The organism is Metabacillus endolithicus, from assembly GCF_023078335.1.
Taxonomy (GTDB): Bacteria; Bacillota; Bacilli; order Bacillales; family Bacillaceae; genus Metabacillus; species Metabacillus endolithicus.
Map to the genome: position 1 here is coordinate 3,182,011 of NZ_CP095550.1, position 18,578 is coordinate 3,200,588.

At 35.0% G+C, this 18,578-nt stretch carries 19 protein-coding genes and 3 pseudogenes; 11 read left to right on the forward strand and 11 right to left on the reverse strand.

Annotation, left to right across the window (positions count from 1 at the left end):
- The first annotated feature begins 166 nt into the window (after positions 1-166).
- From MVE64_RS16330 to MVE64_RS16355, 6 genes are all read left to right on the forward strand, one after another.
- Positions 167-1,201: a LacI family DNA-binding transcriptional regulator gene (locus tag MVE64_RS16330; protein WP_247339565.1), complete on the forward strand. Its 1,035-nt coding sequence runs from the start codon at positions 167-169 to the stop codon at positions 1,199-1,201.
- A gap of 182 nt (positions 1,202-1,383) precedes the next feature.
- Positions 1,384-2,106 (forward strand): ThuA domain-containing protein, encoded by a 723-nt coding sequence (locus tag MVE64_RS16335; protein ID WP_247339566.1) that lies wholly within the window; start codon positions 1,384-1,386, stop codon positions 2,104-2,106.
- Positions 2,107-2,167: 61 nt separating this feature from the next.
- The gene (locus MVE64_RS16340; RefSeq protein WP_247339568.1) at positions 2,168-3,199 is read left to right on the forward strand and encodes a Gfo/Idh/MocA family protein; all 1,032 of its coding nucleotides are present in this window, start codon (positions 2,168-2,170) and stop codon (positions 3,197-3,199) included.
- Positions 3,200-3,204: 5 nt separating this feature from the next.
- On the forward strand, positions 3,205-4,218 hold the full coding sequence (locus tag MVE64_RS16345) for a Gfo/Idh/MocA family protein (protein ID WP_247339571.1): 1,014 nt from the start codon (positions 3,205-3,207) through the stop codon (positions 4,216-4,218).
- Positions 4,219-4,294: 76 nt separating this feature from the next.
- The gene (locus MVE64_RS16350) at positions 4,295-5,263 is read left to right on the forward strand and encodes a sugar phosphate isomerase/epimerase family protein (RefSeq protein WP_247339573.1); all 969 of its coding nucleotides are present in this window, start codon (positions 4,295-4,297) and stop codon (positions 5,261-5,263) included.
- A gap of 107 nt (positions 5,264-5,370) precedes the next feature.
- Positions 5,371-6,564, forward strand: a complete 1,194-nt coding sequence (locus MVE64_RS16355; RefSeq protein WP_247339575.1) for a class I SAM-dependent rRNA methyltransferase — start codon at positions 5,371-5,373, stop codon at positions 6,562-6,564.
- A gap of 223 nt (positions 6,565-6,787) precedes the next feature.
- Here MVE64_RS16355 and MVE64_RS16360 read toward each other — a convergent pair whose 3' ends face one another.
- Positions 6,788-6,985, reverse strand: coding sequence for a hypothetical protein (locus tag MVE64_RS16360; RefSeq protein ID WP_098798571.1), 198 nt, complete (start codon positions 6,983-6,985; stop codon positions 6,788-6,790).
- 658 nt (positions 6,986-7,643) lie between these two features.
- Between MVE64_RS16360 and MVE64_RS16365 the strand changes: the two genes are divergently transcribed.
- On the forward strand, positions 7,644-8,777 hold the full coding sequence (locus tag MVE64_RS16365) for a DEAD/DEAH box helicase (RefSeq protein ID WP_247339577.1): 1,134 nt from the start codon (positions 7,644-7,646) through the stop codon (positions 8,775-8,777).
- Positions 8,778-8,976: 199 nt separating this feature from the next.
- On the opposite strand, the gene MVE64_RS16370 is transcribed toward MVE64_RS16365, so the two are convergent.
- The 7 genes and pseudogenes from MVE64_RS16370 to MVE64_RS16400 all read right to left on the reverse strand — a co-directional run bounded on the left by MVE64_RS16370 (position 8,977) and on the right by MVE64_RS16400 (position 14,031).
- Positions 8,977-9,552, reverse strand: a complete 576-nt coding sequence (locus tag MVE64_RS16370) for a peptidoglycan-binding domain-containing protein (RefSeq protein ID WP_247347099.1) — start codon at positions 9,550-9,552, stop codon at positions 8,977-8,979.
- Positions 9,535-10,035 (reverse strand): annotated as a pseudogene (locus MVE64_RS16375) (peptidoglycan recognition protein family protein); the annotation flags it as partial. The gene MVE64_RS16370 and the pseudogene MVE64_RS16375, both read right to left, overlap by 18 nt.
- Before the next feature lie 279 nt (positions 10,036-10,314).
- Positions 10,315-10,509: a YfhD family protein gene (locus tag MVE64_RS16380; RefSeq protein WP_098798574.1), complete on the reverse strand. Its 195-nt coding sequence runs from the start codon at positions 10,507-10,509 to the stop codon at positions 10,315-10,317.
- 75 nt (positions 10,510-10,584) lie between these two features.
- Positions 10,585-10,713 (reverse strand): YfhE family protein, encoded by a 129-nt coding sequence (locus tag MVE64_RS16385; RefSeq protein ID WP_098798575.1) that lies wholly within the window; start codon positions 10,711-10,713, stop codon positions 10,585-10,587.
- Positions 10,714-10,834: 121 nt separating this feature from the next.
- Complete coding sequence (locus MVE64_RS16390) at positions 10,835-11,392, reverse strand: GNAT family N-acetyltransferase (RefSeq protein ID WP_247339578.1); 558 nt, start codon at positions 11,390-11,392, stop codon at positions 10,835-10,837.
- A 540-nt stretch (positions 11,393-11,932) separates the two neighbouring features.
- Complete coding sequence (locus MVE64_RS16395; protein ID WP_247339579.1) at positions 11,933-13,060, reverse strand: amidohydrolase; 1,128 nt, start codon at positions 13,058-13,060, stop codon at positions 11,933-11,935.
- Positions 13,061-13,128: 68 nt separating this feature from the next.
- Positions 13,129-14,031 (reverse strand): TIGR01777 family oxidoreductase, encoded by a 903-nt coding sequence (locus MVE64_RS16400; protein WP_247339581.1) that lies wholly within the window; start codon positions 14,029-14,031, stop codon positions 13,129-13,131.
- Between the two features lie 121 nt (positions 14,032-14,152).
- Between MVE64_RS16400 and recX the strand changes: the two genes are divergently transcribed.
- Entirely contained in the window at positions 14,153-14,950 is a 798-nt protein-coding gene (recX, locus tag MVE64_RS16405; RefSeq protein ID WP_247339582.1) for a recombination regulator RecX, read from the forward strand.
- A 21-nt stretch (positions 14,951-14,971) separates the two neighbouring features.
- Positions 14,972-15,283: pseudogene (locus MVE64_RS16410) on the forward strand (YfhH family protein); the annotation flags it as partial.
- A 58-nt stretch (positions 15,284-15,341) separates the two neighbouring features.
- Here the strand turns inward: MVE64_RS16410 and MVE64_RS16415 are convergent.
- Positions 15,342-15,506: a small, acid-soluble spore protein K gene (locus MVE64_RS16415; RefSeq protein ID WP_098798580.1), complete on the reverse strand. Its 165-nt coding sequence runs from the start codon at positions 15,504-15,506 to the stop codon at positions 15,342-15,344.
- Between the two features lie 107 nt (positions 15,507-15,613).
- On the opposite strand from MVE64_RS16415, the pseudogene MVE64_RS16420 reads away from it, so the two are divergent.
- Positions 15,614-15,882: pseudogene (locus tag MVE64_RS16420) on the forward strand (YfhJ family protein).
- 65 nt (positions 15,883-15,947) lie between these two features.
- On the opposite strand, the gene MVE64_RS16425 reads toward MVE64_RS16420, so the two are convergent.
- Complete coding sequence (locus MVE64_RS16425) at positions 15,948-16,928, reverse strand: metal-dependent hydrolase (protein ID WP_247339583.1); 981 nt, start codon at positions 16,926-16,928, stop codon at positions 15,948-15,950.
- Between the two features lie 239 nt (positions 16,929-17,167).
- Here MVE64_RS16425 and mutY point away from each other — a divergent pair, with 239 nt between their 5' ends.
- Positions 17,168-18,268: an A/G-specific adenine glycosylase gene (mutY, locus tag MVE64_RS16430; protein ID WP_247339584.1), complete on the forward strand. Its 1,101-nt coding sequence runs from the start codon at positions 17,168-17,170 to the stop codon at positions 18,266-18,268.
- A gap of 15 nt (positions 18,269-18,283) precedes the next feature.
- Here mutY and MVE64_RS16435 read toward each other — a convergent pair whose 3' ends face one another.
- On the reverse strand, positions 18,284-18,508 hold the full coding sequence (locus MVE64_RS16435) for a hypothetical protein (RefSeq protein WP_098798584.1): 225 nt from the start codon (positions 18,506-18,508) through the stop codon (positions 18,284-18,286).
- Positions 18,509-18,578: the final 70 nt, after the last annotated feature.

The following is an 18,578-nucleotide window of genomic DNA, read 5'->3' on the forward strand; positions in this document are numbered from 1 at the left end:
GCTCTTTTTATACATAATAGATTTAAGATTTTTAATGGAATATTTTATATTGAATAAGTACATAATTTTAGACAACTAGAATAAAAATTTTTATATACCCCTTGATCTTTTTTCACCCAACATTATATAATGACATCATAAGTTAACCGTTTAACCGGGAGGCAATATGAATCAAAAAATTACAATACGTGATGTAGCTAAACATGCAGGAGTTTCGGCCGCTACTGTGTCATACGTACTCAATGGAGTAAACAAGGTATCGGATGAAACGAAAGATCGTGTGTTACAGGCTATTGAACACTTAAACTATCAACCGGATTTTACAGCTATAAGTTTATCGAAAAGAAAGTCCAAGATGATTGGTGTGATTATGCCATTAGTTGAAGATACCTTAGCACCGATTTTAAAGGAAAATCCATATGTTAGCGAATTGTTAAGTGGTGTTGAATATACTTGCCGGAAAAATGGATATGATTTTGTTATCTCCGGTATATCTAAAGCGGAGGAATGCAAAAACTGGATCATGAAGCGAAACTTAGATGCCCTTTTGGTTTTAGGGAAGTTTCCTGTTAATGTATTCGAAAAAATGAAACCGCTATCTATTCCGCTGGTGTTTGTCGATTCGTTTGAGGAGTATGCTAATGCATATCATAATATTCGCATCAATGACGAGCTAGGTGGATATTTGGGCACAAAGCATTTAATCGATATTGGTCACACTCAAATCTGCTTTGTACCAAATGGAAAAATAGATCGTGCGGTCGACGGTCAACGTTTTTTAGGTTTTAAAAGAGCTCTTAAGGAAGCTGGTATTCCTTTTAAAAAAGAGATGGTTGTTGAAGGAAAATTAAACACCTTTGAAAATGGATATTCAATTGGATTAGAGTTAATGAAAAAACAAGATATTACAGGTATTTTTACCTCTTCTGATATTACTGCATTAGGAATCATTAAATCACTAAATGATCATAAAAAAAGAATTCCTGGAGACTACGCAATTGTTGGATTCGATGACTTGATGATTAGTAAATTTTCTTCACCGAGCTTAACGACAATACGTCAGGATGTTTTTCGAAAAGGATCAATTGCAGCAGAAACATGTATCACTGTGATTGAAAGTGAGGATGTACACCCAGAGCAGATCATGCTCCCTGTTGAACTTGTTGTCAGGGATTCAACTAAAGAAAAGTCAGACATTTAAGGAGGTGAGCTCATCTAATCGAAGAAATAGGTTTGATTTGTTAACCGGTTCACTACTTCATTAATTAATGGAGCTGTATTCAAGAGATAAAGTTTAACAGATAACTAGTAAAAATTTGTATATGATAAATGATATAACAATGACATCATGATAAAAAATACGATTAGATTAGGATGAATACAATGACTAAAGTTACAGTATGGAATGAAAACAGACATGAAAAGAAAAATCCCGTAGTTAGTGAGATTTATCCAAAAGGAATTCACGGTGCTATTGCTGATTTTCTACAACAAGACAACAATGAAGTGAAAACGGCTACATTAGATGAGCCACAGCACGGACTTACAGATGAGGTATTAGAAAATACTGATGTACTCGTTTGGTGGGGGCATCTTGCACATGATGAAGTAGAAGACTCAATCGTCGAAAAGGTTGCACAAAGAGTGTTAGATGGAATGGGACTTATTGTGTTGCATTCAGGACATTTTTCTAAGATTTTCAAAAAGCTAATGGGAACAAGCTGTGATTTAAAATGGCGTGAAGCTGATGATAAAGAACGGATTTGGGTTGTAGATCCTAGTCATCCAATTGCAGAAGGAATTGGAGAGTATATCGAACTTGAAAAAGAAGAAATGTATGGTGAGCACTTTGACATTCCTGCACCGGATGAGTTGATCTTTACAAGCTGGTTTGAGGGTGGAGAGATCTTTAGAAGTGGATGTACGTTTAAACGTGGTAATGGCAAGATATTCTACTTCCGTCCAGGTCATGAAACATACCCAACATACCATAACGAGCAAGTACAAACTGTTATAAAAAATGCTATTAAATATGTAAAGCCTGTTAACCGTAAACGTCCTGTTTATGGAAATGCGAAGCCTTTAGAAACAATCTCAGCTAAGTAAGGTAATACTTAATTTATAAAAAATAAGAAAAATTCATTTCACATATTAGGAGGAATTATTAATGGGAAAATTAAGAGTTGGTGTAATCGGTTGTGGAAGTATTGCTCAGTATCGTCACTTACCTGAATACGCGTCAAATCAACATGTAGAGCTAGTGGCTGTGTGTGATATTGTAGAAGATCGTGTAAAAGAAATTGCGAATAAATATGGTGCAAAAGCATTTACTGATTATAAAGAGCTTATCCATAGTGGAGAGGTAGATGTTGTTAGTGTATGTACACCTAACTACTTACACGCACCTGTAACAATTGAAGCTCTAAATAATGGTCTTCATGTATTATGTGAAAAGCCAATGGCAACTTCTCAAGAAGAAGCAGATGCAATGATTGAAGCTGCTAAGAAAAATGATAAAAAGCTAATGATTGCTCATAATCAGCGTTTTGTACGCTCACATCAAATTGCTCGAGAATTAATTGAAAGTGGTTCTATTGGGAAGATTTACAGCTTTAGAACAGCTTTCGGACATCCTGGTCCAGAGGGCTGGAGCCAAGATGGTAGAGATAGCTGGTTCTTTGAAAAGGAAAAAGCATATATCGGAGCAATGGGTGACTTAGGTGTTCATAAAACAGACTTAATGCGCTATTTACTTGGAGAAGAAATTGTAGAGGTTGGAGCATTCATTGAAACCTCTGCTAAAGAGTTTGCTGATGTTGATGACACGGCTGTTTGTGCCCTTAAGACGGAAAGTGGCATTATTGGAACACTTGCAGCAAGCTGGTCTTACACAGCTAAAGAAGATAACTCAACGATTATCTATGGTGAGAAGGCAATTATTCGTTTAGAGGATAATCCAGCTTATTCATTAGTTGTTCAATATACAAATGGTGAAGTAGTAAAATATGAGCTTGGAAAAATTCAATCAAACGATGAAGGCGGTCAAAACTCTTCACATGTTATTGATCACTTTATTTCAAGTGTTGTCGAAGATAAAGAACCTCTAATTACTGGAGAAGAAGGTATGAAATCGTTAGCTGTTATCATTGCTGCACTTAAATCAAACGAAACAAAAACAATTGCAAAAGTATTTGAGTGATGAGAATGAGTGATCTGAAAATTGGAATCATCGGAGTCGGTGGTATTGCACAAGGCCGACATATCCCAGCTTTTCAAGGCTTTGAGGATTGTGTAATATCAGCTGTAAGTGACGTTAATAAAGACAGAGCACAAGAAGCAGCTGAGAAATTTAATATAAAGATGATTTTTGAAAACTATCAGGATATGTTTCAACATGTTGATGCTGTCGTTATTTGTACACCGAATAAATTTCACGCAGAAATTACGATTGCAGCATTAGAAGCAGGAGTACATGTTCTATGTGAAAAGCCAATGGCACTTACAGCAGAAGAATGTGAAGCAATGCTTGAAGCTTCAAAACGTACAAATAAAGTATTAGCAATTGCCTATCATTATCGTTTTATGAAAAATTCACAAGCAGCAAAGAAAATGATGAGAGATGTTGGTACTCCACTTGTAACAAGAGTAAGAGCTTTGAGACGAAGAAAGGTGCCTGGCTGGGGAGTGTTTACAAATAAATCACTCCAAGGTGGAGGCAGCTTAATTGACTATGGATGTCACCTGCTAGATTTGGCTATTTGGTTAATGGGAAGTCCAAAGTATGTTGAGGTAAATGGCAGTACGTACAATGCATTAAGTAAACAACCTAATTCAGTTAATCAGTGGGGCAGCTTTGACCATGAAACATTTAATGTAGACGACCATGTCACAGCATACATTAAGTTTGAAAATGGGGCGTCTTTATTATTAGAAACATCGTGGGCTGCAAATATATTGGATGATGAAGAGCACGTAAGTATATCTGGCGTTGATGGTGGATTAAGTGTTTTCCCTCTGGAGTTTTATGCGGCAAAAGATGACATGCTTATAAACAGTCAAGCTGCATGGATTTCTGGTGAGGATGATCCCGGTCTATCTCAGGCTAGGAACTTTCTTGATGCTTGTCTAGGAAAAGCTGAGCTTGTTGTAAAGCCAGAAGAAGCATTGCAGGTTTCTCAAATTATTGATGAAATCTATCAATCAGCAGAGTCAAAATAATGAAGAAGTAAACTCATGAATGTCTAGAAGCCTCTGGATATTCATGAGTAAAGATAATAATAAAGGAGGACTTTCGATGAAATTAGGTGTATTTACTGTTCTTTTTAATGATAAATCTTTTGAGGAAATGTTAGATCGAGTAAAAGCTTCCGGTTTGCAGGCAGTTGAAATTGGAACTGGTGGTTATCCAGGTGGATCTCATTGTGATTTGGATGCTTTACTTGAGAGTGAAGAAAAACGTAATGAGTACTTAGGAAAAATACAAGAGCGGGATTTAGTTATTAGTGCATTCAGTTGTCATGGTAATCCAATTTCACCTGATAAGGAATTTGCTCAAGATTCTCAAGAAACACTAAAGAAAACAATCAAACTTGCATCGTTAATGAATGTACCTGTTGTTAATACATTTTCAGGAACTGCTGGTGACCATGAGGGAGCAAAATTTCCGAACTGGCCAGTTACTCCTTGGCCAAATGAATATGGCGATGTGTTAAAGTGGCAATGGGAAGAGAAGTTAATTCCATACTGGAAAGAAGTAGGACAGTATGCGCAAGAACATAACGTTAAAATCGGTTTAGAGCTACATGGTGGATTTTTAGTACATACACCATATACAATGCTAAAACTTCGTGAAGCAACATGTGATGCAATTGGTGCGAACCTAGATCCAAGTCATCTTTGGTGGCAAGGAATTGATCCGGTTGCAGCGATTAAAATTTTAGGTAAAGCTAATGCAATTCATCATTTCCATGCAAAAGATACTTATATTGACCAAGATAATGTCAATATGTATGGATTAACAGATATGCAGCCATATGGTGAAGTTCAAACAAGAGCCTGGACGTTCAGATCTGTTGGCTGTGGTCACAGCCTAACAGAATGGAATGACATAATGAGTGCTCTACGTACTTATGGATATGACTATGTTGTAAGTATTGAACATGAAGATCCAATCATGTCTATAGATGAAGGCTTTGAGCGTGCTGTTACTAATTTAAAATCGGTCTTAATTAATGAGCAGCCATCACAAATGTGGTGGGTATAAAGGTATTTTCTAGCCCCTCTTTTAAAGAGGGGTTTTCTTTTTTTGTAAAAAGATCGGTATGATGGAATAGATTCGTTTGACGGAAATTAAAATATAGGTGTGAGTAGATGAAAAAAACAGTAAAACTCCAAATAAAATCTAACTTTGTTAATCAATTTCGATCAGGATATCCATTAATCAATAAAGAAGCCATCAAAAATATAAATGCTTTAAAAGAAGAGGGAACAATTCTCGATTTGTTTGATGAAAACAATCATTTCCTAGCTAAAGGATACTATGGGATACAAAACAAAGGTAGAGGATGGATTTTAACGAATAACCAACATGAAGTGATTGATCAATCCTTTTTTGAGAATAAATTAAACATAGCTATAAATGCCCGCTTGTCATTTTATCAAGATGAAAATACAACAGCTTTTCGGATTTTTAATGGTGAAGGTGATGGAATTGGTGGATTAACGATTGATCATTATGATGGTTATTATGTAATCACCTGGTATAGTGAAGGAATTTATCACTTTAAAAAAGACATAATGGAAGCCCTGAAAAAAATTGTGGATTTCAAAGGTGTTTATGAAAAGAAGAGATTTGATGTTAAAGGAACATATATTGAGGATGACGACTTTGTCATTGGAGAAAGAGCAAATTTCCCTCTTATTGTGAAAGAAAATGGTATTAAATTTGCCGTTTATTTGAATGATGGCGCAATGGTTGGTGTGTTTTTGGATCAGAAAGATGTCCGAAAAGCCATACGTGACAAGTATGCAAAAGGGAAGCATGTATTAAATACCTTTTCTTATACAGGGGCTTTTTCTGTTGCTGCTGCACTCGGAGGCGCAGTTAAAACAACAAGTGTTGACCTTGCTAACCGAAGCAAAGCAAAAACAATAGAACAATTCAGTGTAAATGAAATTGATTATGAGGCACAAGATATTATAGTAGAGGATGTATTTAACTTCTTTAAATATGCTGTTAGAAAGAAGTTGAATTACGATATGGTCATACTAGATCCTCCAAGCTTTGCCCGCTCTAAAAAACATACATTTAGTGCTGGAAAGGATTATCCTGATTTATTAAAGCAAGCAATCCAAATTACCTCTAAAAAGGGGATTATCGTGGCTTCATCCAATTGCAGTACATTTAGTATGAAGAAATTTAAAAGTTTTATTGATAAGGCTTTTAAAGAAAGTAGAGAAGCGTACACGATTCTTGAGGAATTTAGTTTACCAGCTGATTTTAAAACGCGTCCAGAATTTAAAGAAGGAAATTACTTAAAAGTAGTTATTTTAAGTAAGAATTAACTTAAAATTTAACAAGAACACGTTCTTGTTAGCCTAGTATAGTAAGTAATAAGTGTATTTATTATGTTTAGTTGAATCAATTTCATAGTGTATCATTCGTTACCAAAAAACGTATGAATCTCACCTTTAATAGTGTTTTTATCCGAGTATTGTTTATTATTCAGTTCAGGATGTATAAAAATGTTTCGTTTTTTGATTTAAGACTCATCTTTATGAAATTAACTCAGTTAATAATAAGATATGATTTGTATTCTTTTATGATGTCTTCACGTTTACCGAGAAGTGAGCGATATTCTTTTAATAGTTTTGAATTACCTCGATCATGAAACCATTCCGAAAAAGCACGTTCACATTCACTTGAAATAGCTGCTAATTCGTCGTTAATTTCATTCATCTTTTTAATTTGAATTTCCTTAACCATTGGAAAGCCCACCTTTTCTTTATTTATAATCAAATTCTTATATAAATGCTCTATCGAACACTGTTAGTATGAAGTTTTTTATTGATACTAGTGGGGTATTACCCTATTTAGGTGTGATGTAAACATAAAATGCGAAAAAAATAAAGAAGGTGTCATTTTGGAAAGAAATATGGTTAAGGGATGTCCGTAAATCGACATTTGTTAGGAAGGATTCTCATTATTTCATGAAAACATAATATCTAGTGAAAAATGTATAAGATTTAAATAAAAATAGACACTTCAGGAGCAAAACGAAAAAAACCTCCATCAGGAGGTTTTTTCAATATATAGTAAAGGGGGGGATGTATTTATCACTATTCCCTGATTGAGAGATTTATATACATAAAAAGAAAAAAATTGTTAGAAAGATAATGTACTAAAATGATATAGAGAAAATCTTGTAGAAATAAAATTATTTCTGGGGAAATATGACGAATGGTTATTTCTCTTCAGAGAAAAAAGGCTATACTTATAATACTGACTTTTTAAATGATAGCTAAAAAGGGAATAATACGATTATTATTACTTTTTAAATAATGAGATCAACTGAATGTGTGTGCACAAACAGTCTAATCATAATAGTTACATAAAGCGGTAAATGTAAAGGAGAGTTACACTTATGACACTAGAGAATTTTTTACAAGAGCTTGAGCCATTTATTCAATCGAATTGGTCAAAAGCAGAATTTGAGAATCCTACGGCGATTCAACTTAAAGCCGTTCCACAAATACTTGAAGGAAACGACGTGATTGCCGAATCCCCAACTGGAACAGGGAAAACATTAGCGTACGTGCTACCATTATTAAATAAAATTGATGTGAATAGAAAAGCGGCACAAGTTGTTATCCTAGCTCCTTCAAGAGAGCTTGTTATGCAAATTTTTGATGAAGTAAAGAAATGGTCAGAAGGCAGTGGAATGACAAGTGCTTCCTTTATTGGAGGAGCAAATATAAAAAGACAGGTAGATAAGCTAAAAAAGAGTCCCCAAATCATCCTTGGGACCCCAGGAAGAATTTATGAATTAATTAAAATGAAAAAATTGAAAATGCATGAAGTAAAGGCAATTGTTCTTGATGAAGGAGATCAGCTTTTAATTCCTGAAAACAAAAAAACAATACAAGATATTGTGAAAACAACTCTTAATGAAAGACAAGTAGTACTTTTTTCAGCCACTTTAAATGAAAGTACAGAATCGAAAGCAAGAGATCTGATGAAGAAGGATCCTGAGATTATAAAGGTTGGAAAGGAAGAAGTACCAACTGGAAAAGTTGATCATGTTTACCTTGTTTGTGAACAAAGAGATAAGGCACTCATACTGGAAAAGCTAGTGAAGAATATTCCTATGAAAGCATTAGGATTTGTAAAGGATATTGGTAATCTAAGTGTATTAGGTGAGAAACTCGACTATAAAGGAGTGGATGTTCATCTTTTGCATAGTGACACTAAAAAAGAGGAGAGAGAAGCTGCCTTAAAAAGTCTTCGAACTGAAAAGCAAGGCCTTTTACTTGCAACAGATGTTGCTGCAAGAGGTTTAGATATCGCAGAACTTACACATGTTATTCATTATGATTTGCCATCTACAAGCTCTCAATATGTGCATAGATCTGGAAGAACAGGAAGACAAGGGGCTTCAGGAACTGTTGTTTCGATCGTGACAGAACGGGAAGAAAGGGAGTTAAAGAAGCTGGCAAAGGAGTTAAACATTACTGTAAGAAAGAATGAGCTATTTCGAGGAGAATTAGCTGAAGTATAAGAGTAAGAAAAAGGTCTAACACTTGGTTGTTAGATCTTTTTTGATGTTAAGAAGAAATTAAATTATTGGGTATTTTATTTTATGGAAAATGAAAACACGCCACTCTATATGAGCAACGTGCTTTCTTAGCCTGTTGTTTATTCTGTGATGTAGTAATACTTTATGTTCTAATCTGGTTTGTTATTCATTTTTTAATGAACTAATCTTCTAATTCCATGCGTATATATTTTCTTGTGTTTGGACCGTATATTCCATCATCGGCAAGAGCGGCATACATTAATTGAAATCTTCTTACTGCATCTTCTGTTCTAGGACCATATATACCATCAATTGGACCTGGATCAAAGTTGATTTGCTTTAATGCACGTTGTACTTGCCTAACTCCTTCTCCTTCACTTCCACGTCGAAGAATTCCTGATGGTAGAGGGAAATCAGGTGCAGAAATTCTTTGTTGATTTACTTGTTGTAATTTAGACAGTGTATTTGGTCCGACTAATCCATCAACAGCTAAGTTGAAATTTCTTTGAAATCTCATGACTGCATTTTCTGTTTCCTCACCATAAATTCCATCTGCTCCGAAACGTGGTAAACGGTAACCCGCTCTGATTAATTGTTGTTGAATATCTCTAACAAATGAGCCAGCATCACCTTCACCAATTGGTAAGGTAACGGATGTTCCTTTTACCACTGGAGTAGGAGGTGTCTCAGTTTGTTCGTTTGGTGGTGCTGCACCATTAAAGTTTCTAAGTGCTTCGGATACATCTTCAATAAACATGGACCAGGAAATACCGTTACTACGTAAGATCCCAATTGGATCTGTTCTCCTTGTTGGGTCAAGTGTGGCATGTGCGACAATATCTGAATTAGGATCTAAATTAAATCTGTCACAAAGATAAGCGTGATACCATATATAGCGATTATATGCTTCTTGAAAATTGATTGTACCTCCATGACATAACTCCACTCCAATTGCAGCACTATTGGCATTTGCACCATATAGCCTGTTATCAGTTGTTACATTCGAACGAACATGATAAGCAATTTCAGTTAAAGGAATGATTTCTAAAATATATTTATCATCAATAAAGGTATGGGCAGAAGCGGATGGTTGCTGAGTATCAAAGTAGTTACGGTTTCCATAAGCAGTAGAGCCTGGATTGCCTGTATCATGGCTAACAATAAAGCGAACTGTACCAATACGTTGTCCAGAGCGGGAGTTTCCAGTACGAATATAATCCTGTGTAATCTCGTATGCCAACTATTAACACCCCTGTCTTATTTTTATACAAACGACTACATTGCAGTATATGTCAATAGGCATATGATTGTTAACAGAATTAATTTATTCACATTATCCACAAAATAAACATTAGTTATTTTTAGGATATAAACAGTTATTGTGGATAATTTAGCAATATAAATAAAGATACTAACATGTTTATCCACATTATCCACAAACTTCAGGTTGAAATATCCACAAATTATCCACGAAAAATAAAAGGAAGTGGGGATTCCCACTTCCTTTTCAGTATACGTATTATAAATTTCTATTAGCGCGTTGTCTTTGATCAGCTGCTTTTGCTCTTGCTTGAGCTTCAATATCGTCTTGGTCAGCTAATTCCCTTGAAAATTCTTGGTCAATTCCATCTCTTTTTAAGTTTTTAGGTGTTTGTGGAAGTGATGAAGAGTTTTTATCTCTTGCTTTGTGATTATGTTTATGACCTCTGCCCATAAAAAAGCCCCCTAAAAATATTGAACATCTTGTTCACTATTAGGATGGCTTTTTTTGATCATTTCATGTTGGAAGTTAGTGTCTTTGTTTACTTATGTATCCACCAGCTCGATCGGCATTTTTGAACTCACGAGAATATGTAACTTCTTGCATGCTTGAAAGAGTACTTTTTGATTTATCTCTTTTCTTTTTTTCTGATGCCATCATAATCATCCTTCCAAAATGTAGTATTCATCATTAGTTTTGACATCATTAAGTTTATTCATACAGAAGTAAGAAAAAAATACAAAACAGGTGAAATTCATTTGAATTTCACCTGTTGTTATTAAGCTTCCTTAAGGTGTTGTTCTTCAGCCTCAGAAGTATTGTGATATGTGTAAATTGTATATTGGTCTCTTGAAATTTCAAAAAGGTTAAAAATATCTTCGCCATTATTTATTTGTTCAAGCAAATGTGCTCTTGTTTCATTTGCATTTACAACGTATGGAAGCTTCTCAGCAGCCTTTGTTGAGCGAATATTTTGTTTGCGAATTCTTAAGAAAATTGTTTCAATATCTAGTTCATAAAATAGTTCATTGAAAAACGCATCTTTTGCAAGTTTGTTGTAGCCCTTACCATGAAATGGCTTTCCAATCCAAGTGCCAAGAAAACCTGCCTTGTCTTGAATATCAAACAAACTAATTGTACCGATTGGAGATCCCCATTCATCTAATATGGTACGTGAAATCAATTCACCTCGTTCTTCAGCCTCAACCGTTTGTTTTGTTAGGAATAAATATTCTTCAAAAGAATTTGCTTTATGACGCACAAAAGGGAAGACTTCAGGGTGAATCATGTGTTCATAAAGTGCTTGACTATCATAAATATCACGTTTTTTTAGCATCTGGATCCCTCCAACCTGAGGGCAGACTCCACGTGATATGGTCGTCTCCACCCTCGAAATTTTTTATGTTGCCTTACATTCAAAAAATTTCGGGGTGGGAATCGAACCCACTAGAACCAGAATAGCTGGTGGCGCACCATTTGCCTTCCCATTACTAGATTTAGTTGTTCATATTTGCTTTTTCATTAAGTGAAGACAATGGTGTGAAATCACTTCTTAATGTTACTTCCATGGAGTATAATACGGCATTTTATATGAAAAAGATACTCCTTTTTTGTCGAATTCAAAAAAATTTTTTGTATCTTAAAATAGTTGTTGATAGATGTGCTTTTTTTGAGTTTTGGTAAAATTTTCTGATAACAATGTGTAGTTAATAACACGGTTTAACCCTTTACTAAAGAGCAGTGAAAGTAACCGGGTTATCATAAAGATAATGAGGGGGGAAATGATATCGGTATAATATTTCTTTGTCAGTTTTTATCTGTTAAGTGTAAAAAATAATTGTCCTGTTTTTGCTATTACAGAGCAGGTCTAACTTAACTAGTTTTCTTTATATACGATATTCCCATCAATCATAGTTAGTTCAGGTTTTGCTAAATAATGAAAAGGGTGAGTATTCCAAACCACCAAATCAGCATCCTTACCAATTTCAATACTACCAACCCTGTCTGCAACTCTTAAATTACGTGCAGCTGTAATGGTGATTCCTTCCAATGCTTTTTGCTCGTTAAACCCTTCTCTAACAGCTAATGCTGCACAAAGATTAAGGTATTGAATCGGGGTATAAGGATGATCGGTTGTTATGGAAACTTCTACACCTCTTTCAGAAAGCTCATGGTATGTTGACCAACTTTTGTTTTTTAATTCAATCTTAGATTTTCTTGTTAAAGTAGGTCCAACACATACTTTTACTCCTTTGCCGATTAATTCTTCAGCAATTAAATGTCCTTCTGTACAATGTTCAATCCGATAATCTAGATTGAATTCCTCTGCGAATCTGATTGCACTCATAATGTCGTCTGCACGATGAGCGTGAATACGAACTGGTATTTCACGTCGCAATGCCTTTTTTATTGGGATTGAGCGGAAGTCCTCTTTTTCATCACAATATTTTGCCTTGTAGAATGCTTCACGAAGCATCCCCATAATTCCCATTCGGGTAATGGACTCTTTGTTCCCATGGCTATGCATACGCTTCGGATTTTCTCCCAAAGCAATTTTTAAGCCTGCTGTTTCTTGAATAACCATTTTAGAAATGTTAGTTCCAAATGTCTTAATAACAGAGGTTGTACCCCCTATAACGTTAGCACTGCCAGGCATAACATGAGCTGTTGTTATGCCATACTTTATTGCATCTTTGAAGGCTGGATCTAATGGATGTACTCCATCTAATGCTCTGATATGTGGCGTGAGAGGCTCAATCGTTTCATTTGCATCATTTCCTGCCCAGCCAGTACCTTCATCATAAAGACCTAGGTGTGTATGCACATCAATAAATCCAGGGAAAAGAAATTTGTCTTTACATATAATGATCTCAGCTTCTCCATTTGTTTCTATGTTTTTGCCAATTGCGACAATCTTACCCTCTTCAACTAAAACATCTGCCTCATACAATACTGGTGAAACAACAGGATAAACTGTTGCTTGTTTAAAAAGTGTAGATTTCATAGCTGGCTTCATTCACTTTCTTTTAAAAATAATTTTTTATCTACAGTTCAACTTCAGAAAAGTCAACATTATTGAGATTTTAATATGTCACCCAATGCGTTATCAAGAGAGGGGTGTATAAATTGGTATTGACTTGTTAATGCCTTTTCAGGCAACACCCGTTGACCCTTTAATAGTAGGAGACTCATTTCACCTAACAGAGCTTTTAATGCAAATGAAGGAGCTGGCAACCAATGTGGACGTTGTAGTTTTTTTGCAATTGTTTTTCCAAACTGATTCATTTGAACTGGATTTGGAGCAACTGCATTAACAGGGCCTGTAATCTTTGGTGTGTGGATAATATGGTGAATAAGATGAACAAGGTCATCGATATGAATCCAAGATACCCACTGTTGGCCTGAACCCAGAGGACCGCCAGCAAATAGTTTATAAGGTAAAACCATCTTTGGTAGTGCTCCTCCCTCTCCAAGAACAATCCCAAACCTTGTTAATACGGTTCTTACACCAAGCTCGTTCACTTTGTTCGCTTCCTTTTCCCAAACCTCAACAGTCTTTGCTAAGAAATCTGTTCCCTTGATCGTAGAAGTCTCTGTGAAAGTTTGGTCTACAGAGGTACCGTATATTCCAATTGCACTTGCATTTATAAAAACAGACGGTCTTTTTTTAAGGCTATTTATTATAGTATATATGGCTTTAGTAGACTCGACGCGACTATCTACGATCTCTTTTTTTGCCTTTTCTGTCCATCTGGTATTAATGGTTTTTCCGGCTAAATTAATTACTACATCGACACCTTCCAAAGCGGAGGTTGGGTTTGAGCTTTCTGATAACCACTGAACGTAATGCAGGTTATTTTCTGAAGAAGTTTTTTTACTTCGTGTTAAAATATAAACAGAGTAACCTTTGCTTAGAAAATGTTGGGTTAGATGCTTCCCGACAAAGCCGGTTCCACCTGAAATGGCAATTTTCATAAAATCAACTCCTATTAATGGTTCGTTATGTTAGAGTGACGTATCTCTTTCATTTATACCCTTTTTTAAAAAAATAACCTCATTTGAATGTGTTATAACAAGTTATGAGTAGGTGATTAACATGGCAATTATTACAAAAATTACTACACAAAAGCAATCTTATGAAAGATACAATATTTTCCTCGATGATGGTACGGGGGAAAAATATGCTTTTAGCGTTGATCAAGATATTTTAATCAAACATAATCTTCAAAAAGGCAAAGAACTAGATGAATTTGATATTGTTGAGATAAAATATGGTGATGATAGAAAAAAAGCTTATAACAAGGCGTTAGAGTTCTTAAGTTATCGTATGCGATCAGTTAAAGAAGTAGAGGAATATTTGGCGAAAAAAGAATATCATGAATCTGTAATAAAGGAAGTTATCCTTAAATTAAAAGAATATAACTATGTAGATGATTTTGAATTTGCACTAGCCTATGTGCGGACTCAGAAGCAAACAAATGGGAAAGGTCCTACTGTATTAACTCGTGAATTGGCTACGAAAGGAATTGGACAATCTATAGTAGAACAGGTCTTGGCGGAATATAGTAGAGCAGAGCAGCTAGAAGAGGCCATTTCTCATGCTGAAAAACTCTTGAAAAAAAATAATAAACTTTCAACTATTCAGCTTAAACAAAAAATTGAGCAGCATCTACTAAGAAAAGGATTCTCCTATAACATCATTTCAATTGCGTTAGAGGAAGTCAATTATGAGCAAGATGAATCTGAAGAGTGGTTAGCGTTAGTTAAGCATGCGGAAAAGGCTCAGAGAAAATATCAAAATGAAGATCCTTATCAGTATAAAATGAAAATGAAACAGTTTTTATACAGAAAAGGCTTTGCGATAGAACTAATTGAAAAGTTTTTAAATGAATAATTAAAGCAAGGGGAAATGGTTGTGAATACTAAGCGCTATAGTGAAATGACTGAGTATGAATTGAAAAGTGAAATTGCAACATTAAAGGAAAAAGCTAGGAAAGCAGAGCAGTTAGGAATTGTTAATGAGTTTGCTGTATTAGAACGGAAAATTACTATGGCAAAATCATATCTTCTTAATCCAAAAGAGTTTAAGTCTGAAGAAGTTTATGAAATTGATGGTGCACCTGGTGAATTCTTTAAAATAAATTATATGAATGGAATCTTTGCATGGGGGTATCGGTTGGCTTCACCAGACCATGAAGAAGCTCTGCCAATATCAATGTTACTAAAGGGTGACAATACCTGTCAGCCCCATTCACTATTTGTTTTAAAAAAAATGATTGTGTTTATTAAGAATAAGGATTTTCACGTTGACCAGATGCTCTCATTCGTTCTTGTGGATGAGTATTAATCGTGCCATTTGCTCGCTTTGATGCAAACTCATCCTTCGCTCTTGGTTCACCTTCAAATTTGTTGTTATTCATATTTGGGAATCCTGATTCTTTGTTACGCAACACAATCCCCTCCATTCATCATTTGCTTCAATCATTGAAGCGTATTTATAGTATGGATCCTGAAGAGTCTAAATATTAGTAACGAATCCTACCTAGAGGTGATAATTATGGAAGAATACTTTGAGCGGTTAACAAATGAGTTATTAAGTAAAAACAATAGCCTTCTTATGCACAAGCAAGAACATGGGTAGAGCTATTATGGGAAGATTTCGAATCTACCCAAGCAAAGGCAGGAAGAACTTACAAAGGAAAAGAAATGACCGAACAGGTTGTTAGACAGTTAATTACCCATTATGGTGACAAACTTCATGATTTCATAGCAACAAACCCTAAGTATAGTCACTTATTGAACAATGATGACTACCTAAAACATTAATTGAACTTAACTAATTAAACGTTTGTTTAAATAAGAAAGGCTGACATGATGTCAGCCTTTAATCGTTAATCAGGTATAAGCTCCAACTTTTTTCGTAATTTTTCTTCGCTAAAAATCCAGCCAGTATAGGAGCTGACGATATTTAAGTCTTGATCAAGCTGAACTATTGCTACAAAGGGATAATACCCTTTACTTCGATAACGTAAATCAATAAATCTTACCTCATAATGATCAGTAAATTCGTCAACCTCCCAACGATAAACAGGAGAGAAAGATAAGAAGGCAGAAATATTATCATCATCTTCAGCAGCCTTTATCACATCAGTCTGCGGTACAGGTATACGTTCAAATTCATCTAAAATAATGATTTCTTCATTAACAGATCTTGCAACGTGAAAGGTTTTATCCGTCATAATGGCAATATGCCATTGTCTGAACCTCATTGTAGGTGAAATAATGATTTGTTCTATATTAGGGATGAGTTTATGCAATCGATGGATAATATTTCTTTGCATGATAAAGCGAATGATATAATAGGCAATCAATATGGCATAAACAGTTAGAAAGGTGAAGCCTGGATGACCACCTAACACCCAAATAATGATTCCTACTACATGTGTAAAAAAGATAAACGGATCAAATGTATTGATAATTCCAAGGGCAATCCACTTTTTTGAAAATGGACGAAGTGCCTGTGTTCCGTACGCATTAAATATATCTACAAAAACGTGCAGAACAATCGCGAGTAATGTCCAAAGATACAGATGGAGTAAATTACTCTCAGGAATAAAAATTGTTAACAATCCAGTAATTAAAAATGACCATATTAAGATAGCAGGAATGGAGTGGGTAATTCCTCTATGGTTTCTTATATATTTTGCATTGTTTCTAAGCTTTAAAATTGTATCAAGATCAGGAGCTTGTGATCCGATAATTGTACCGAACATAACAGCTTGTGCAGTTGGGTTATCTATTCCAACTGCGGGGTCGAGAGTGGCTAAGCCACCTAAGGCTATTCCCATAACCACATGAGTTCCTGTATCCAAAATCATGTACCTCCTTGTAAAGGCTCAAGAGGAAGATCTCTTTGCGAGAAAAATCCTTAAAGATTCCTTGAATTTATATGTGACAATATTGTCCAATGTGAATAATTCTCTTGATTTTTAAAATCGTTATATAATAATAAGTCTTGTCCTATATTTAGGGAGAGAGCCACTAATAAATATTGTCTTATTATTATCTTTTCCCGATTAACCTGTAATTTAACATCTGGAGGAAAAATCTAATGGTAAATGAACTACAAAATAAATTAAAGGATTTTTCGATTCAAGAATTTCAACAAGATTTAATCACTTGGTATTTAGCTGAAAAAAGGGATTTACCTTGGCGTAAAGACCAAGATCCTTATAAAATTTGGGTGTCAGAGATTATGCTTCAGCAAACAAGAGTTGATACTGTTATTCCATATTTTAATGCATTTATAGATAAATTTCCTACAATAGAAGCTTTGGCTGCTGCAAATGAGGAAGAAGTATTAAAAGCCTGGGAAGGACTTGGATACTATTCAAGGGTTAGAAATCTTCATGCAGCTGTTAAAGAAGTGAATGAATCTTATTCGGGTATTGTCCCTAATACTCCTGAAGAAATTTCTAAGCTGAAGGGAGTTGGTCCATATACAAAAGGAGCGATTCTTAGTATTGCTTATAATATTCCGGAACCAGCTGTCGACGGTAATGTGATGAGAGTTTTCTCGAGAATTTTATCCATTTGGGATGATATTGCAAAACCAAAAACAAGGAAGATTTTTGAAGAGGCAACTTATCAGATAATATCAAAGGAAGATCCCTCATCATTCAACCAAGCAGTGATGGAGCTAGGTGCATTAATCTGCACACCTACTTCCCCTTCATGTCTTTTATGTCCTGTTAGGGAACATTGCTCTGCTTTTAAAGAAGGGGTTCAAGCTGAACTCCCGATTAAAAGTAAGAAAAAGAAACCAAAACCGCTTCAAATGGCGGCAGCTGTTTTATATGATCAAGATAGAAGATTGTATATTCATAAAAGACCATCTACAGGCTTGTTAGCCAACCTTTGGGAATATCCTAATATGGAAGTTCAACAAGAAGCAGGTAACACTTATAGGAAGCAGCTCCAAGAGTTTTTACTTTCAACTTATGGTGCAGATGTTGAACTTTTAGAGTTATCCGGTACTGTAGAACATGTTTTTTCACATTTAATTTGGAATATATCTATTTTTATTGGTGAAGTAAACAACATTCCAAATGATCAACTTATTGCTGTAACAGAAAAAGAGCTAGAAAAGTACGCCTTTCCTGTATCACATCAAAAAATATATAAAATATACCTTGGGTCTGACAAATCTTAGTCAGACCCAAAGGTTTTAATCATATTGAACTCTTGTTCCATGAGTATAATCAGCTTCATTTCTTTTTAAGCCGCCACGAGCTTCAATTTCTTCAATAATTTCACGGTGAATGGTTTGTCCTTCAACATTAAGATAAGGAACCATTTGTTGAAGAGAGTGGTGGAAGTGGGCAAGTTCTTCTTTTTTCCACTCTTTCTTTGACATCATCGATAGTTCAGTCATATCACGACCAACATACATAAAACATCCTCCTCTAATTGACGAGATGTGTTCTTTTTCATCAAGACTTCTATCTCATAGAAGTTTCATT

Excerpts from the sequence above, each read along its gene's own strand:
- MVE64_RS16355 (WP_247339575.1), top strand. The coding sequence starts at position 5,371 with ATGAAAAAAACAGTAAAACTCCAAATAAAATCTAACTTTGTTAATCAA.
- MVE64_RS16395 (WP_247339579.1), bottom strand. The coding sequence starts at position 13,060 with ATGAAATCTACACTTTTTAAACAAGCAACAGTTTATCCTGTTGTTTCA.
- MVE64_RS16345 (WP_247339571.1), top strand. The coding sequence starts at position 3,205 with ATGAGTGATCTGAAAATTGGAATCATCGGAGTCGGTGGTATTGCACAA.
- MVE64_RS16380 (WP_098798574.1), bottom strand. The coding sequence starts at position 10,509 with ATGGGCAGAGGTCATAAACATAATCACAAAGCAAGAGATAAAAACTCT.
- MVE64_RS16365 (WP_247339577.1), top strand. The coding sequence starts at position 7,644 with ATGACACTAGAGAATTTTTTACAAGAGCTTGAGCCATTTATTCAATCG.
- MVE64_RS16400 (WP_247339581.1), bottom strand. The coding sequence starts at position 14,031 with ATGAAAATTGCCATTTCAGGTGGAACCGGCTTTGTCGGGAAGCATCTA.
- MVE64_RS16385 (WP_098798575.1), bottom strand. The coding sequence starts at position 10,713 with ATGGCATCAGAAAAAAAGAAAAGAGATAAATCAAAAAGTACTCTTTCA.
- mutY (WP_247339584.1), top strand. The coding sequence starts at position 17,168 with ATGGTAAATGAACTACAAAATAAATTAAAGGATTTTTCGATTCAAGAA.
- MVE64_RS16390 (WP_247339578.1), bottom strand. The coding sequence starts at position 11,392 with ATGCTAAAAAAACGTGATATTTATGATAGTCAAGCACTTTATGAACAC.
- recX (WP_247339582.1), top strand. The coding sequence starts at position 14,153 with ATGGCAATTATTACAAAAATTACTACACAAAAGCAATCTTATGAAAGA.
- MVE64_RS16335 (WP_247339566.1), top strand. The coding sequence starts at position 1,384 with ATGACTAAAGTTACAGTATGGAATGAAAACAGACATGAAAAGAAAAAT.
- MVE64_RS16340 (WP_247339568.1), top strand. The coding sequence starts at position 2,168 with ATGGGAAAATTAAGAGTTGGTGTAATCGGTTGTGGAAGTATTGCTCAG.
- MVE64_RS16330 (WP_247339565.1), top strand. The coding sequence starts at position 167 with ATGAATCAAAAAATTACAATACGTGATGTAGCTAAACATGCAGGAGTT.
- MVE64_RS16370 (WP_247347099.1), bottom strand. The coding sequence starts at position 9,552 with ATGTTTATTGAAGATGTATCCGAAGCACTTAGAAACTTTAATGGTGCA.
- MVE64_RS16360 (WP_098798571.1), bottom strand. The coding sequence starts at position 6,985 with ATGGTTAAGGAAATTCAAATTAAAAAGATGAATGAAATTAACGACGAA.
- MVE64_RS16350 (WP_247339573.1), top strand. The coding sequence starts at position 4,295 with ATGAAATTAGGTGTATTTACTGTTCTTTTTAATGATAAATCTTTTGAG.
- MVE64_RS16435 (WP_098798584.1), bottom strand. The coding sequence starts at position 18,508 with ATGTATGTTGGTCGTGATATGACTGAACTATCGATGATGTCAAAGAAA.